The organism is Candidatus Kryptobacter tengchongensis (assembly GCF_001458555.1).
Taxonomy (GTDB): domain Bacteria; phylum Bacteroidota; class Ignavibacteria; order Kryptoniales; family Kryptoniaceae; genus Kryptonium; species Kryptonium tengchongense.
Genome location: NZ_CZVH01000037.1, coordinates 1 through 16,684, shown reverse-complemented (window position 1 = coordinate 16,684; position 16,684 = coordinate 1). Strand labels below are relative to the sequence as shown.

The window sequence follows — 16,684 nt, the reverse complement described above, 5'->3', positions numbered from 1 at the left end:
CAACATCTGTTATAAAACTTACGGGCAATCTTAACGCTGGTGGTGTTCCAAAAGGTAATATACTTCGTAGCGCACGGCTTTATGCAGTTGAAGATGGAAATTCAGATGTAAACGATCTCCTTGCAACTGGGAGTGCAAACACAGTGATAACCGGGATGATATCTGGCTCAACAACTGTGACGGTTCAAGATGGAACGAAAGTTAAAACTTATACTTATGTTAGCAAAGATGGTGGAGTTGGGGACGGTAACTTTCATACCTTAAACGATTTAATTAAAGAAATTAACAACGATTTCGCAGGTTCATTGTTTGCCTCAATTGATTCACAAGGTAGAGTAGTTTTAACATCAAGTGTTGATCAAACCGTTTTGATATCAAGTAACAATCGCAATTTTGAATCAGCTCTTTCGGGGTTAAATGGAAACTATTCTTCAAATTCAAATAAACTTTCGGATAAATTTTCGCATGTTGCGAGAGCGGATGACCTCTTAATTAATTTAAGAGATGCTCAGGGAAATGACCTTGGGCTTGTCGCAGGTGATACAATTACAATTGATGGTAAAGTTGGCGGTAAAGCAATTTCAACTGTTAATTTTTCCGTTAACGCAACATCAAAGTATAAAGATTTTGCTGATGCGGTGAAAAACGCTTTTAGAATAGGCAATCCCAAAGGAGTTGAAATTGATCCAGATACAGGATCTCTTGTAATAAATGCAGATGGTGGAAAAGCGTATGAAATCACGGAACTTAACATATCTGCCTCTGGCAGAGATAGATTCAACTCAATTTTTGAAAACAAACCTGGCAACTGGCTTGAAGTTCAAAAAGCTGAAGATGTTGAGGTATCAACTACTGTGACAGTTTATGATTCTCTTGGTAATAGGCATAACATAACTTTAAAATTTGTAAAGGACGCGACAGTGCCAAATCAATGGTCCTGGACAGCTTCAGTTGCTGGGAAAGAAGTCATAATTGCTGGTGGAAGTGGTAAAATTGTTTTTAATCAGGACGGCTCGATAAGAAGTTTCTTCTTTGATGATGGGAGTTCAACTTTAAAGATTGATCCCGGTGATAATTCAGCAAAAACGCTTGAAATAGTGATTGACCCGGGGAAAATTGGCGAATTCGCTGGAATAACACAAATGGAGGGAACCTCAAGCTTGATTGCTGATCAGGATGGATATGGGCTTGGGTTTTTGAATACAATTTCTGTGAGTGAAGATGGCAAAATTTTAGGTGTATTTTCAAATGGAACTGTTCGCGTTCTTGCGCAAATTCTTATTGCAACATTTAACAATCCAAGTGGATTGGTAAGAGTTGGGGATAACATGTTTGATATTTCTGCGAATTCTGGAGCACCGATAATTGATGAGCCTGGGTCGGCTATTCAGTCAAAAGTAATGTCGGGAGTTCTTGAGCAATCAAATGTTGACCTTGCTGAGGAGTTCACACGTATGATAATCGCGCAGCGTGGTTTTCAGGCAAACGCTCGGATAATAACTGCAAGTGATGAATTTTTGCAGGAAATAGTAAATTTGAAGCGTTAAATCTAATCCCCGCCCTTTGTGGCGGGGTTTTTGTTAAAAGCAAATTTAAAGATCAATTATGATTAAAGTAACAAGGTTAAACGGTCAAGAAATCGTCGTTAATGCTGAATTGATTGAATATCTTGAGGCTTCCCCTGACACAATTATAGCTTTGACAACCGGAAAAAAAATTATGGTAAAAGAAAGTGTTGATGAAGTTGTTGAAAAAATAATTGAATACCGTCGCAGATGTTTTCCGTCTTCATTAATTCCTCCGGTTCGTAAATCCGAGGAAGAGAAATGACTTCACCTTTTTACTTTATATAAAACAGCAGGTGGATTTTCCGAAACCGCAACAGTTTCAAGGAAAGGTGGTGGGGAAGTGTAATTAAAAAGGGATTCAAAATTTCGGCGGAAATAATATTCAATCCAACTGTAATAGAGATATGATGCGTTTAACTTTACTAACTCGGCATAAAGCTCATCATAATTATTCACAAGTGGGAAAGGTTTGAATTCCATATTTAGGTAATAAGCAATGTTAGGTTTTCTTGCAACTATTATTTTACCTCTCTCTGAATCTCCAAATTTTGCTTTGAACTGTTCTCTTACATAAAGTATATCAAACGGCTGATTATCAATATCTCTTTTTATCATCTGAGAAATTTTAGGGAGAGAGATGAGGTTAAGAACTGTGAGAATAATTAACCACCCAAATTTTGTGCGTTCTATTTTCTCCCAGCTGATAATGTAATAACAGATTGAAAGGTAGGTTGGTAGAAGGTACATTGAAAACCTTTCGCTATAAAACACAAAGACAAGGACAAGAAAAAATGTTAAGCTCTGGACAAAGTAAGCAATTTTTATATTGTCAATTTTACGGTTTATCATTAAAATCAAGCCAAGTATGAACAAAATTGTAAATTGCCATCCACAAAGTTGCGTTAAATCACGCCAAAAATGGTCAATTAAATTCAAAAAAGCTTTTTCAATGAAAAGGGCTGGGTCGCGCAAGAAAACATCAACGAAAGATTTATATTCTTTTGATGCTTCAAACCAAAAATTATCCCAGGGGATTTTCCCCTTTGCGTACATTTCATAAGCAATGTTAAGATAATTTCGGTTATAGAAGAATTCACCACGTTTTATATAAGAGTAGATTGACCAAGGGAGAAGAAAGGCAAGGTATCCTGAAAGAGCAAAAATTGACCTCAAAATTCCATTCTTCAAGTTTTTGTAATTTAGAATCAAAATCATTAATGGCAGACCAACAAGAAGAGAAATTCCATTATACCTTGTCAGATACGCATAGCCCCCGGCAAGACCTGAAAGAAAAAGCAATGTATTTTTATTTTTTGAAACCCCGATGATGGCAAAAAACACGGCAGATGAAACGAGAAAGTTGAAAAACATATCTGTCCCACAAACATAGGAGTATCTTAAAAAAGTCGGGTTTAAAATTAAGGTAAGTGAAACTGCGAAAGCAATTTTATCATCAAAAATTTTTTTCAGCGTTTTAAAAGTTATAAGAATAACAAGAGATGAAGAGATGGCGGAAATGATAAGCCCTGATGTAAATGAATCACCTGTGAAAAGCGAGATCATGGCGACAATTGCAGGATATCCTGGACCTCTAAATTCACCGACATTTACTATACCTTTTAAGATATTCCGTGCCTCAATTGCATAATCCCAGAAGAAATCAGTTTCTATATCATAATTCCCAACCTTTCTATAGCCAACCGAAAAACTCAAAACACCAATAAAATAAATAAGTGATATGGCGGATATGATTTTATCAAAGTTCAGCTTTTGAACTTTGATTTCCGCTTTTTGTTTCTTCATCGGTTGTTATTTTGTTTTTCGCTTTTGAATTAATTTAAATTAAATCGGATAGATTCGCAAAATAATAAGCGCGTTGCAAATAAAATTTACTATGAAGATGTCAATAGGAAGATTTATTCTAAACCTGCTTTTCCCCGTGATCGCCCTCGGTCAGATAAATTTTGTCGGGAACTATACAAGGCACATTATGACAGATAATGGGGTCAGGTTTTATGCGGGGGCATGTGCGGTTGAGTTTAAATTTGTTAGAAGCGATATAGTAAAAGTTATTTTCTTTGAGGATTCAAGCAATGTCGTTGAGGACACAAGTTTTGTAGTAGTTCAATCTCCTGATGTTGTGAAATGGGAAATAAGTGATGATGGGGAAAAGTTTTTCATCAAGACAGATTCAATTTCAATTCGCATTGATAAGTTTCCATTAAGGATTTACTATTACAACATGAGAGGAAAACTTTTACTTAAAGAAAGAAATTTGGGAGGATTCGGGTATAGTGGTAAGGAGAAATATGTCTTTTTTGAAATTCAACCTGATGAACATTTTTATGGACTTGGTCAGAAGGGGATTGATATTGATAGAAAGGGATATGCGTTCAGCACATATAATCAACATATCGGTGGATACGAAACTCCTTTGAAAACGATGCAGGTAAATGTTCCGTTTGTTCAATCAAATTACAATTACGGTTTATATTTTGACATAACATTTCCGGGTTACTTTGATTTTGGGAGCTCAATTCAATCTGTGTGGTATTATAAAATAGAGGATGGGCAGATGAGTTATTACTTTATTTATGCATCTTCAATGAAAGAGATTCTCAAGAAGTATTTTTGGCTTACAGGATTTCCACCTATTCCGCCGAAATGGGCTTTTGGATTTTTACAGAGTAAATTTGGCTACAGGAATCAATTTGAAGCCGAAAGCATTGTTAATACATTTACGCAAAAAAATATCCCGCTTGATGGGATAATTATTGACCTTTATTGGTTTGGCTGGGGAAAGATGGGAAATATGACTTGGGATAGAAATAATTGGCATGATCCTGTTAAGATGATGTCTGATTTTAAGGCGAAAGGTGTTAAAACAATTGTTATATCTGAACCATATATAAATCTTTCTTCTTTTAATTACCCAATTGCTGAACAAAATAAATTTTTCGCTTTTGATTCAACGGGTAAGACTTACATTTTTCAAAATTTTTGGGCCACTCCTTCATCTTTGCTTGATTTGACAAATCCACAAGCGCAATTTTGGTGGTGGGAGAAGTATAAAAATCTTTTAAATGAAGGTGTGTCTGGGTTTTGGACTGACCTTGGGGAGCCAGAAAATCACCCGAACTTTTTACGACATCACCTTGGCGATGCAAGAAAAATTCACAACATTTACAATTTTCTGTGGGCGAAAACCCTTTATGATGGTTATCGGCGTGATTTTCCTGAAAAAAGAATTTTTAATTTGACGAGGTCAGGATTTGCTGGAATTCAACGATTCGGTGTTATCACTTGGTCTGGGGATGTGAAAAAAAGTTTCAATGGGCTTAAAGTTCAAATACCGATGTTGATCGGAATGGTGATGTCTGGTATACCTTATCATAATTCGGATATCGGTGGATTTACAGGCGGGACAACGACAGGCGAATTGTATATCAGATGGATTCAATTTGGGACATTTTGTCCAGTTATGCGACCTCACGGACATGAGCAACCACTTGAACCATGGGCTTTTGGTGAGGAAGTTGAAAAAATAGTCAGAAAATATATTGAACTTCGCTATCGCTTAATACCGTATATCTACACTTATGCCTACAAAACATGGAGATATGGTGAGACGCTTATAAAACCTGTTCTATATGAATTCCCAAACGATGTGAATGTTTATAATTTGAGTTATGAATATCTCTTTGGAGATTTTATCCTTGTCTCACCTGTTTTTGTTTCTGGTCAAAGGGTAAAGGATGTTTATTTGCCATCTGGGTGTTTGTGGGTTAATTTTTGGACAGGTGAAATTTATAACGGTGGGAGAACAATCCAAGTTGATACACCGCTTGAACAAATACCTTTATTTGTTAAAGTTCCATCAATAATTCCAATGGCAAAGGTCAAAAAATATGTTGATGAATCTCCAGATGATACCCTTTGGGTTGAAATTTATCCTGGCGATGTGGATTTTGAGTTGTATGAAGATGATGGAGAGACAATGAAATATGAAAACGGTGAATTTTCAATCACTCAATTGAGATGCAGAAAGCAGGGAAATAGACTCAATTTTCAAATCGGCAATGCTGTGGGGAAATTTACTGGTCAGATTGAGAATAGATGCTGGATTTTGAGGTTTAATCTCATTGATAGGTTTGATTCTGTTGCGGTAAATGGGATCAGAATTAAAATTGAAGATGACTCTGTGGGATTTTACATGGGTTTAAATTCGGCGTGGTTTAACTTTGACAAGAAGATATTATATGTGAAGTTGTGCTCCGAAACTTCATCACAGGTTGAGGTGCAAATTTACGGTGTTGATCTCGCTACGGGCTTTGAGGATTACAGGGATGAAAGTTTTAGGTTTGATCTTTATCAAAATTATCCCAATCCATTTAATTTGGAAACGGAGATAGAGTTTGAGTTGTCTTATAATGGTGATGTTCAGATTTTGATTTATGATATGCTTGGTCGTGTTGTAAAAAGTTTTAATTTAGGAGAGATGGGCGCTGGAAGGCATAGATTTAGATTCAATTCCTGTGAAATGCCAAGCGGTGTATATTTTTACATGCTTCGCATGAGGAATCTTTTCAAGATAAAAAAGATGATTGTTTTGAGGTGAGATTTGATATTAAACTTGAGCAAAAAATCCACCGTCAAAATCTAAAAGAAATTTAATTTGAATTTTTGCAAATTTTGATGGTAAATTGAGTCAGGAACGAAAATTTTTGAAAAATGATTAAACTTTTTAGGAACAAATCAAAAACCAGGAGGCGTGTTAAAATGAAACGCTTTTTCATCTCCCTTGTTTTTATTTTAACCTTGAGTTCAATGATAGTTGCACAGCAAGGTCCTTTTGGGAAAAACAAGGTTCAGTATAAGGATTTTGCTTGGTATTTTATACGAACTGATCATTTTGACATTTATTTCACCGATGGCGGTTATGAGCTTGCAGAATACACTGCAAAAGTAGCTGAGGATGCTTATGTTAAAATAAGCAAGCTTTTAAGGTATGAGATAATAAACCGCATTCCAATAGTGGTTTATAATTCGCATAACGATTTTCAGCAGACAAATGTTGTAATGGAGTATCTTGAGGAGGGAATTGGTGGGGTGACTGAGCTTTTCAAGAATAGAGTTGTCGTCCCGTTTGAAGGTTCATATAGACAATTTCGTCATGTTATACATCATGAGCTTGTTCATGCTGTTATGAACGATATGTTTTACGGTGGTTCACTTCAATCTGCATTGATAAATAACATTCAACTTCAGCTCCCGATGTGGATAGTTGAAGGTTTGCCAGAGTTTTCCGCTTTAAGATGGGATGTTAATTCTGATATGTTCATGCGTGATGCGGCTGTGAGCGATTATCTTCCGCCGATAGAGTATCTTGATGGTTATTTCGCTTACAGGGGCGGACAATCTGTTTTCTGGTATATTTCAAGAAAATACGGTGATGAAAAGATTGGTGAGCTTATAAACAGGATTAGAGGTTTGAGAAGTGTTGAAGCCGGGATAAGAAGCTCACTTGGGATGTCTTTAAAAGAACTTTCTGACAGATGGATGAGGGAACAAAAGAAGTTATACTGGGCTGATTTTGCAAAAAGGGAAGCCCCAGATGAATTCGCCAAACGATTAACAGATCATACGAAGCGAAATCATTTTTATAACACAAGCCCTGCTATTTCTCCAACGGGTGATAAAATTGCTTTTATCTCCGATAGAGATGACTATTTTGATGTTTTCATCATGTCCGCAATTGACGGGAAAATCATAAAAAAGATTGTAAAGGGTAATAGAACTAAAAATTTTGAGGAGCTTCATCTTCTAACGCCTGGGCTAACATGGTCTCCGGATGGGAATAAAATAGCACTTGCTGTAAAGAGCGGTGAGCGTGATGCAATTTTCGTAATTGATGTTAAAACAGAGAAACAGCAGAAAATAACATTTGATCTTGATGGCATTTTTTCTGTTGATTGGTCAAGGGATGGGACAAAACTTGCTTTCGTTGGTTTGAAACATGGACAATCAGATATTTATGTTTATGATCTTTTAAACAAAACGCTTGTTAATTTAACAGATGATATTTTCAGTGATGCTGATCCAGTTTGGTCGCATGATGGGAAATTGATTTACTTCTCTTCCGACAGGAAGGATTTCATTTCAAAAGATTTCATCCCGCAAGATTTTAGAATGTATAATTTTGATCCAAACCAATATGATATTTATTCCATTGATATTGAAACCCGTGAGATTAAGCGAATAACGCACACGGATTACTGGGATGAAACATCACCTGTTGTTTCCCCTGATGGAAAGAAGATTTTGTTTATCTCGGACAGAAATGGAATTAACAATATTTATGAAAAAGATCTTGAAACTGGAATTGAAAGACCTTTGACAAATTCTTTAAGTGGAATTTATCAGTTGTCAATTACATATGATGGTTCAAAACTTGCATTTTCATCTTTTTACAATGGTGGTTTTGATATTTTCCTTTTGCGTCAGCCATTTGAGAGGAAGCTGAATGTGCAGGAGCTTGAGCCAACTGTTTTTGTTACTGAATTTTTGAAGGAAAAAGAAAGAGAACTTGCAAAAGCTAAAAAGTTAGAGCAAGAAACCACGAAAGCTGGTTCTGATTCAACATCAATTCAACCTTATGGAAGTGATATAAAAGTTAACTTACGAAGTTATATTTTCGCAGACATATTCAGACATGATAGCCTTGCAATGTCAATTAAAACTCGTTTGGACTCATTAACCCCTCCAGATAACATTGATGAATCTGGTCGTTATAAAGTTTACAGATATAAAGTTAATTTCACCCCAGATTTAATTTATACAAATGCGAGTTATAGCACTTTTTATGGTGTTCTTGGTGAGGCGTTTATGATGTTTAGCGATATGCTCGGGAATCATCAAATTTATTTGATCACGAGTCTTGTGTTTGATTTGAAAAATAGCGATTATGCCTTTGCTTATTTCTACCTTCCGAAGAGAATCAATTGGGGAATTGAGGCTTTTCACATAGCAAGATTTTTTGGTGTTGGCGATCAGTATTATCCGCTTTATTATAGATATAGATTATACGGTGGGACATTGATGGGGTCTTATCCAATTGATAAATTTAGAAGGATTGATTTCGGGCTTGGATATTATAATGTTGTTGGTGAATATATTGATTTTCCGGAGATAGGTGAGCGCTCAAGCATTTTAATGCCATCGGTTACTTATGTTCATGACAATTCCCTTTGGAGATATATATTCCCATCAAATGGTGAAAGATATTATATTTCGCTTTACGCAAGCCCTAAGCTTGGCTCAAGTAGCATTCAGTTTTTAACAGGGATTTTTGATTATCGTAAGTATTTCCGTTTGTGGAGTGATTATAGTTTTGCTTTTAGATTTACGGCTGGTGGAAGCACCGGCAAAAATAAACAGCGTTTCATGCTCGGTGGAGTTGATGCATGGATAAATTGGGCTATTAAAAATGATTACATACCGATTGAGAACACAGCTGATTTCTTTTTCTTTGAAGCCATATCTGGACCAATTGTTCCATTGCGTGGATATGTTTACAATGAGCAAAATGGTTCAAAGTTTGCTCTTATGAACCTTGAGTTCAGATTTCCGTTGATAAGATATTTCATCGGTGGGGCTTTGCCACTTGCATTTAGAAATATAATGGGTGTCATATTCCTTGATATGGGTTCGGCTTGGGATTCATGGAGATCTTGGCGTGCATTTTATGAACCAGATCCATTTACTGGAACTGTGACAAAGGATTTGTTAATTGGAACTGGATATGGTTTTAGAATTTATCTGTTTGGGCTTTTGCTGCGTCTTGATATCGCATGGCGATTTAATTGGGGCTCATTTTCAAAGCCAGTTTATTATTTCTCTTTTGGTCCGGATTATTGATTCGTTGGAGTGATAGGGCAAAAGAGCTTGTGTAAAAGTTTTCTAAGGTGAAATTGGTTATCTGATTGATCAATAAAAATTTAACAATGAGCAATGGAGGCGATGAGATATGAAGCACCTAAAAAAGCACATTATAATAATTTTCCTTATCTTCCCAGTTTTTCTTTTAGCTCAATCACTTAAAAATTACTTTGACGAGTTTGATAATCACTGTCGCAATGTGCGTGGATATGCAGGGGCTTTAAAAGCCGAAATTGAAAGGGAAAACGCAATTATCCCAGATGTAGCAAAAAAGTATGTTGAAAAAGTTGGCGAATGCCTTGCAGATGTGAGGGAGTCATATGCTAAATTAAAAAAATCACTGAACCAGAAACAACTTGAAATGGTTGGAGGAAATATTAAATATCTTGATGAATATTGCAAGAGAGCTGACCTACATTACAGGAATTTAACGGATGAGCTTAAAAAGCCAGATCCGAAACCAGAAAGGGTAAGGGAATTCGCAATTGCAATTTATAATGAACTTAGAAAAGCAAGCCAAGAAGTAAAATTGATGAAAGAAAGACTTGGTGTAAAGTGAGCTGGTTGGACGGTTGGGAAGTTCAAATTGTGGTCTAGAATTTGTAATGTGATTTTAAGTTAAAGATTGAATTGTTTTGAATGAATAGGGTTATGAAAGTGCGGGGTTGACTTTAAAGTTTAAAGATGTTATATTTGCTTTTGAATGATTAAATTCAAAATTTGAAAATCTTATGAAAGAGATAATAACGAAAGCAATAAAGAAAGTTACACTTGAACTTATTTATGAGGTTGTGGATGAAAGGACGAAAAACATACTTGAAGTTGTAAATGAGATAAAGCGAAGGCAAGAAGAGGATTTTAGATATCTTAACGATAAAATAGACATGCAGGTAAACCAGTTAAGGCAGGAAATGGGGCAATTAAGACAAGAAATAGCTCAGCTCAATCAAAAAATAGATTCCCAGATAGCCCAGCTTAACCAAAAAATAGATTCCCAAATAGCTCAGCTTAATCAAAAAATAGACTCCCAGATAGCCCAGCTCAACCAGCGGATAGATACTGTTATTCAGCTTCTCATTGATTTAAAAAAATGACTCTCCGAGTTTTTAAATAAAAAACTAAAGCAAAATGAAACTTAGAATTTTTCTTTTTTCAATTCTCTCATTATCCCTTTCGTTTTCACAGCCTGCTTTAAATCGCAATCCAAATGTGGTTGAGATAATTGAAAAAATTTCTCCAGACAGCATCAAAAAGAAGATTGAAAAACTTGTAAGTTTTCACACTCGCCATTCGCTTTCAGATACAGTCAGTCCAGCTCGGGGTATTGGTGCAGCTCGCAGGTGGATCAAATCAGAACTTGAAAGATACAGCAAAGAAAGCGGTGGAAAGTTAAAGGTTGAATTTGATGAGTTTATTGCTCCACCAGGTCCAAGGGTTCCTAAACCAACTAAAATGGTGAATGTGGTTGCTACGCTCCCAGGGAAAGTTTACAAGGATAAGGTTTATATTGTAAGTGCTCATTATGATTCAAGAGCTGGAGATGTACTTGATTCAACGGGTTTCGCCCCCGGGGCAAATGATGATGGAAGTGGAACAGCTGCGGTGCTTGAACTTGCTAGAGTTTTAAGCAAATATGAGTTTGATTTTACGATAATGTTTGTTCTTTTTGCGGGCGAAGAACAAGGTTTGCTTGGGAGCAGACATCTTGCAAAAAAACTTAAAGATTCTGGAATTGTAATCCTCGGGGTTTTAAATAATGACATAATTGGTAATATAGAAGGTGGAAATGGAATTATAGATAACACGCAAGTTAGAATCTTTTCAGAGGGATTACCGCTTATAAGAGATGAAAATACACTGCGATTAATTGCACAAACCGGACTTGAAAATGATTCACCTTCAAGACAGCTTGCAAGATATATAAAGGATGTTGCGGAAAGATATCTTGACAACTTTAAAGTTAAATTAATTTTCAGACGGGATAGATTTTTGCGTGGTGGTGACCATATATCTTTTAATGAGCAAGGTTTTCCTGCGATAAGGATAAGTGAAATGAATGAAAATTACACCAGACAACATCAAAATGTTAGGATTGAGAAAGGGATAAAGTATGGGGATATTCCCGAGTTTGTTGATTATGAATACTGTGCAAATGTCGCAAGGGTAAATGCAGTAGCTATTTATCATCTTGCAAATGCCCCGCTTCCACCGCAGAATCCAATTATAAAGGTCAGCGAGCTTGAGTATGATACAACTTTAAAATGGGAATTGAGCGATGAAGAAGACCTCGCTGGTTATAACATTTGTATCAGGGAAACGACATCGCCAGTGTGGGAAAAGAAAATTTTCGTTGGTAAAGTTAATGAGTTTACATTGAAAAATGTTTCAAAAGATAACTTTATATTTGGGATTCAATCTGTTGATTTAGATGGAAACGAAAGTTTGATTGTCATACCAAACCCTGCAAGGTAAGTTAAAACACGGGTGGGGTGAAAAGTAGAAGAATTTCTGATGTGTCTCTTGATGAGTTTGAAATTTTGAGATTCCAAAGAGAATTATTTTGTTGAGAGCTCGTTTTTATGGAAATGGAAAAACTTTCATTTTGTAAAACTTTAAATTTTTGCTCATGGAGCTGGATCTCAATCGCTCCATTTAAAACTGTTCCTTGAATTTTAAAATCAACCGTAAATTCTTCATCAAATGTTGAGCCTTCGGAAAGCGTAACTTTGACAAGTTCAATCCCTCGGGATGCATCCGTTGGTATCAAAATTTGAATTGTAACCGTTTTATCTTCATTGTAAAGTTTAAAGGGGGATTTGTAAATTCGTGGAATGGACGCATTCTCAGAGAATGTGCCTTCATCGTCAAGGATTTTTGAGAAAAAACTTGATAATGTTTCGTCAAATCCATAAAGCAGAATTCTTCTTAAAATTTTATAATTGAGACTTCTCTTGCCGTTTTCAATCAAGGAAATATACGAAGGTGCATATCCTGTTGCTTCGGCTATTTCGGCGATTTTTTTATCAGTAGATAATCTCAAAGCTTTCAACTGCCGAGCGATGAATTCATTGTCAAGTTCGGGCAGTTTCAAAACTTTCATATTTCGTGCTTGTGATTTTATAGTGTGTTAAACCCCAGTATATCTCCCTTATGGAAACTTTTATAATCGCCTCAATAGGAATTGCGATAAGCATTCCAAATAATCCGAACAGTTCTCCAAAGATCAAAAGCACAAAGACAACCTCAACGGGATGCATCCCGACGGAATGTGAATAAACAAGTGGTTGAACCACGAGGTCATCAATTAAGTGGACTATTACAAACATTATGACCAGTGGGAGTATCATTCTCCCGTCCCCAAACTGGACGACTGAAATTAACAAAGCTGGAACAGCACCAACGAAAGCACCAAGATAAGGGACAAAACTTGCAATTCCAGCGATCAAACCAATCACAAACGCAAACTTAATCCCGAGAATTGCAGAACCAATCGCAGACATAATCCCAAGAGCGGTTGCTTCAAGAACGAGTCCACGAATATAGCCAGTTATCTGTGCTTCAATCTTATCAAGGACATTTAATCCCATTTCAAAGTATTTGTTTGGTATTGCTCTTATGATTTTCTTCTTAAATCTTTCCCCATCTTTCAGAATGAAAAATGCAACAAATGGAGCAAGTAAAAGTTCAAATATAGTTGTTATAGCTGAAGTTAACGCTTGAGCTGCTTTAATTGAATACTCCGCAACTAGAGCTTTAGCTTTATGTTCAAGGTCAAGCCCTTTGAGGATTGGGATTTTCTCCTTGAGATTTTGAATTGCGCTGGCAATTATAACATCAAGTGGAACTTTTTGAAGTTGCTCGGCGAGTGTTTTAAGTTGGTTCGTGAATGTGGGGATTAGAAAGATGATCGTAAAAATAAGCATAAGTAATAAGCTTGCAAATACAACCATTATAGCCACGGTTCTCTTTAATCCCAGACTTTCAAAATATATTACCAATGGGTTTAGCGCAACTGATAGAAAAATTGACAAAATCACAATGAGTGAAATATGGATAGCGATTGAAGCAATCCACACAATTAAAAGCACAAGCGTCGGTATGCCGATGAAAACAAGAACTCCCCGTCTGAATGATATTTTCTCGTTCATATTTTTGTTCTCGTTAATTTTCAAATTCAAGATCATTAAAAATTTCTCTCATCACCCGATTTATAACATCCCAGCTAAATCCACGCCTTGCCAGAAATTCGTAGATTTTCCTTTTCTGTTCGTTTTTTGCTCTTTTTTTCTTCTTTGATGATTTTATCTGTTTTAATTTTTGATTTGCGAGTTCAAGAGCTATTTCAAATTCATCAACTATATTCTCTCTTTCTGATAAAACTTGTTCAATGATGTCGTTTGAAATTCCCTTTGCAAGCAATGCTTGTTTAAGAGCAACTTTGCCAAGTGTTTTTGACTTAATACGATCAAAAACAAAATTTCTTGCATATTCAAGATCATTTATAAAACCATAATTTTTTATCTCCTGAACCACTTTTGAAATCACATTTTTATCAAATCCCTTTTGCCTAAGTCGTTCTTCAACCTCTTTTTGTGTCCTTGGTTTATGGCTTAAAAATTTATATGCGGTCTCTTTAGCAGAAATTAATTCAGATGAGGATTTAATTTCTGCGATTTGTTCTTCCGTTAGTTGTTTTCCAGTTTTGATTTTGAATTTGATGATGAAGTCAATGTAGGATAAAATCTCACGCCCATCGTTCAGGTAAATAAAGTACCATTCTTTTGTTCTTTTTTTTCGTTTTAAACCTATTACGATGGGCATCTTTTAAACTTTTACTTTACCTCTTTCTTCCTGATTTTGGCTCTGGTTGTGTTTCTTCGGCAACTTCCTCTGATTCAGTTAATTTTTGTTCGGTTGATTCGGGCAAAAGTCCAAGTTTTTCCCGCACAAGATATTCAACTTCCTTTAAAATGTTTTCATTTTCGGTGAAGAATTTTTTAACAGCATCTCTTCCTTGTCCAATTCGTTCATCTTTATATGAATACCATGAACCGCTTTTTTGAATTATCCCAAGGTTAACGGCGGTGTCAAGTAAATCGTTAATTTTTGAAATCCCTTCATTGTAAATTATGTCAAATTCTGCCTCTTTAAACGGCGGAGCAACTTTATTTTTCACAACTCTAACTCTGACCCGATTCCCGATTATCTCTTGTCCTTCTTTTATCACATCAACTTTTCTTATATCAAGGCGAACCGCTGCATAAAACTTCAAGGCATATCCACCTGTTGTCGTCTCTGGATTTCCAAACATAACCCCGATTTTACTTCTGAGTTGATTTGTGAAGATAACACTTGTATTGGATTTACTGATAGCTGATGCAAGTTTTCTTAAAGCCTGGGACATAAGCCGTGCCTGTGCACCCATTGTTGCGTCTCCCATTTCGCCTTCAACTTCAGCTCTTGGGACAAGAGCAGCAACCGAATCAATCACAACAACATCAATTGCACCACTTCTTACGAGTGCTTCAACTATTTCAAGAGCCTGTTCTCCGAATTCAGGCTGAGAAAGGAGCAGGTTGCTTACATCAACGCCAAGTCGTTTGGCATAGTTTAAATCAAGTGCATGTTCAGCATCAATAAATGCAGCAAGTCCGCCTCTTTTTTGAGCTTCGGCAATTATGTGAAGACAGAGGGTTGTCTTACCGGACGCTTCGGGACCAAAAATTTCGGTTATTCTCCCTCTCGGAACCCCACCGATTCCAATTGCTGCATCAAGTGAGATTGAGCCAGTTGGAATCGCTTCAACTCTTGCAATTGGACCTTCGCCCAGACGCATTATAGCTCCCTTACCATATTCCTTCTCAATTTGTTGGATCGTTGTTTGAAGTATTTTTAACTTTTCATTTCTGTCAACCGCCATTTTAAATCACTCCTTTTATAGTTTAATTTTTCTTAAAACCGTATAAACTGAACCCGTCGGTTTAAGGTCGCTTTTCATTATAAGAACTTCCGCAACTTCACCTGTCCTTGTTTCAAAATTAATACTTTCCATCTTTTTAATCAAGCCAGATATGTTCTTTGGATTTTTAACTCTGCCAAGCGTTATGTGTGGGTGATACTCTTTGTCTTCTTTTTCAAATCCAAGTTCATTCATTTTTTCCTCAACTATTTTTTGAAGTTCAAAGAGTTTCCCGCTTGGGTCCTCACAGCCGATCCATATAACTCTCGGATGTTTCATATCAGGGAAACATCCTAATCCTTTATAAATAACTGAAAAATTCCCAAAACCGTTTAGTCTTTCGTTCAAGGTATCATAAATTAAATCAATTGCTTCTTCGTTTACATCGCCAAGAAATTTCAAAGTTATATGAAATTTTTCTTTTTCTTCCCATTTAACTCCCTCACCTGCTGATTTCATAAGTTCCTTTTCAAGTTCAAAAATTTCATCTTTAATTTTTTCAGGGACATCAATTGCGATGAATGTTCTTATTTTCATATTTCAATTCCAAGTAATTTTCTTCTTAAAATTTCAAGCGCCATTTGCGATGCTCTTTGTTTATTTTCAAGCCGATTATCCCGAATCACATCTTTATGAAAAATTAAAAGATACGGTTGCAGAAATTGAGAAATTCTGTAAAGTTGCGTTTTTACCATCAGCTCTTGGAGTTAAAATCAGAATAACAGTTAAAGCAAAGAATTCAAGCGAAGCTGAAAAGATTATCAATGAGGCTGAAGAGAAAATCAAAACCAAAATCGGGAAATATATTTATGGCGTTGACGATGAGGAACTTGAAGAAGTTGTCGGCAAACTATTAGCTCAAAAAGGCTTGAAACTTGCCGTTGCTGAATCATGCACAGGTGGGTTGATCGCAGATAGGATCACAAACATACCGGGAAGTTCAAGATACTTTGAGCGTGGAATTGTTGCATATAGCAACGAGGCAAAAATTCAAATACTTGGCGTTCCCGAAGAACTTATAAAAATTTACGGCGCTGTAAGCCGCGAAGTTGCAGAAGCAATGGCTGAAGGTGTTAGAAAAATTTCTGGAGCTGATATCGGAATATCAACCACCGGGATAGCAGGTCCAACAGGGGCAACACCAACAAAACCAGTTGGGCTCGTTTGGATAGGTTATTCTGATAAAAATGAAACATTTGCAAAAGAATTTAGATTCGGT

General features: G+C 36.2%; 14 protein-coding genes. 8 read left to right on the top strand and 6 right to left on the bottom strand.

Features of this window, described 5'->3' with window-relative positions; translation table 11 throughout:
• Positions 1 to 1,547, top strand: a 1,547-nt coding sequence (locus AT685_RS03575; RefSeq protein ID WP_143713106.1) for a flagellar hook-basal body complex protein, incomplete at its 5' end; no start/stop codon positions are given.
• 58 nt (positions 1,548 to 1,605) lie between these two features.
• Positions 1,606 to 1,830 (top strand): flagellar FlbD family protein, encoded by a 225-nt coding sequence (locus AT685_RS03570; RefSeq protein WP_072151585.1) that lies wholly within the window; start codon positions 1,606 to 1,608, stop codon positions 1,828 to 1,830.
• 2 nt (positions 1,831 to 1,832) lie between these two features.
• On the opposite strand, the gene AT685_RS03565 is transcribed toward AT685_RS03570, so the two are convergent.
• Positions 1,833 to 3,371, bottom strand: a complete 1,539-nt coding sequence (locus AT685_RS03565; protein WP_072151584.1) for an ArnT family glycosyltransferase — start codon at positions 3,369 to 3,371, stop codon at positions 1,833 to 1,835.
• Positions 3,372 to 3,462: 91 nt separating this feature from the next.
• On the opposite strand from AT685_RS03565, the gene AT685_RS03560 reads away from it, so the two are divergent.
• The 5 genes from AT685_RS03560 (at position 3,463) to AT685_RS03540 (ending at position 11,978) form a co-directional block, all read left to right on the top strand.
• Positions 3,463 to 6,186, top strand: coding sequence for a TIM-barrel domain-containing protein (locus AT685_RS03560; RefSeq protein ID WP_143713105.1), 2,724 nt, complete (start codon positions 3,463 to 3,465; stop codon positions 6,184 to 6,186).
• A gap of 161 nt (positions 6,187 to 6,347) precedes the next feature.
• Positions 6,348 to 9,485 carry a peptidase MA family metallohydrolase gene (locus tag AT685_RS03555; protein ID WP_072151586.1) on the top strand — a complete coding sequence of 1,046 codons (3,138 nt, stop codon included), beginning with the start codon at positions 6,348 to 6,350 and terminating at the stop codon, positions 9,483 to 9,485.
• A gap of 109 nt (positions 9,486 to 9,594) precedes the next feature.
• The gene (locus AT685_RS03550; protein ID WP_072151582.1) at positions 9,595 to 10,065 is read left to right on the top strand and encodes a hypothetical protein; all 471 of its coding nucleotides are present in this window, start codon (positions 9,595 to 9,597) and stop codon (positions 10,063 to 10,065) included.
• Between the two features lie 172 nt (positions 10,066 to 10,237).
• A complete protein-coding gene (locus AT685_RS03545; RefSeq protein WP_072151581.1) occupies positions 10,238 to 10,600 on the top strand; it encodes a hypothetical protein in 363 nt (120 codons plus the stop codon).
• A gap of 34 nt (positions 10,601 to 10,634) precedes the next feature.
• Positions 10,635 to 11,978 carry a M28 family peptidase gene (locus AT685_RS03540; RefSeq protein ID WP_072151580.1) on the top strand — a complete coding sequence of 448 codons (1,344 nt, stop codon included), beginning with the start codon at positions 10,635 to 10,637 and terminating at the stop codon, positions 11,976 to 11,978.
• Position 11,979: 1 nt separating this feature from the next.
• Here AT685_RS03540 and AT685_RS03535 read toward each other — a convergent pair whose 3' ends face one another.
• The 5 genes from AT685_RS03535 to thpR are packed head-to-tail and all read right to left on the bottom strand — an operon-like array spanning position 11,980 to position 16,002.
• The gene (locus AT685_RS03535) at positions 11,980 to 12,606 is read right to left on the bottom strand and encodes a helix-turn-helix domain-containing protein (protein ID WP_072151579.1); all 627 of its coding nucleotides are present in this window, start codon (positions 12,604 to 12,606) and stop codon (positions 11,980 to 11,982) included.
• Positions 12,578 to 13,654, bottom strand: coding sequence for an AI-2E family transporter (locus AT685_RS03530; protein ID WP_072149741.1), 1,077 nt, complete (start codon positions 13,652 to 13,654; stop codon positions 12,578 to 12,580). The genes AT685_RS03535 and AT685_RS03530 overlap by 29 nt, the downstream gene beginning before the upstream one ends.
• Before the next feature lie 13 nt (positions 13,655 to 13,667).
• Complete coding sequence (locus AT685_RS03525) at positions 13,668 to 14,327, bottom strand: regulatory protein RecX (protein ID WP_072151577.1); 660 nt, start codon at positions 14,325 to 14,327, stop codon at positions 13,668 to 13,670.
• A gap of 16 nt (positions 14,328 to 14,343) precedes the next feature.
• Positions 14,344 to 15,426, bottom strand: coding sequence for a recombinase RecA (gene recA, locus AT685_RS03520; RefSeq protein ID WP_072149739.1), 1,083 nt, complete (start codon positions 15,424 to 15,426; stop codon positions 14,344 to 14,346).
• A 15-nt stretch (positions 15,427 to 15,441) separates the two neighbouring features.
• Positions 15,442 to 16,002 (bottom strand): RNA 2',3'-cyclic phosphodiesterase, encoded by a 561-nt coding sequence (thpR, locus tag AT685_RS03515; RefSeq protein WP_072151576.1) that lies wholly within the window; start codon positions 16,000 to 16,002, stop codon positions 15,442 to 15,444.
• Between thpR and AT685_RS03510 the strand changes: the two genes are divergently transcribed.
• Positions 15,983 to 16,684 (top strand): nicotinamide-nucleotide amidohydrolase family protein (locus AT685_RS03510; RefSeq protein WP_143713104.1); only part of this gene is annotated, 702 nt, incomplete at its 3' end. The genes thpR and AT685_RS03510 overlap by 20 nt on opposite strands.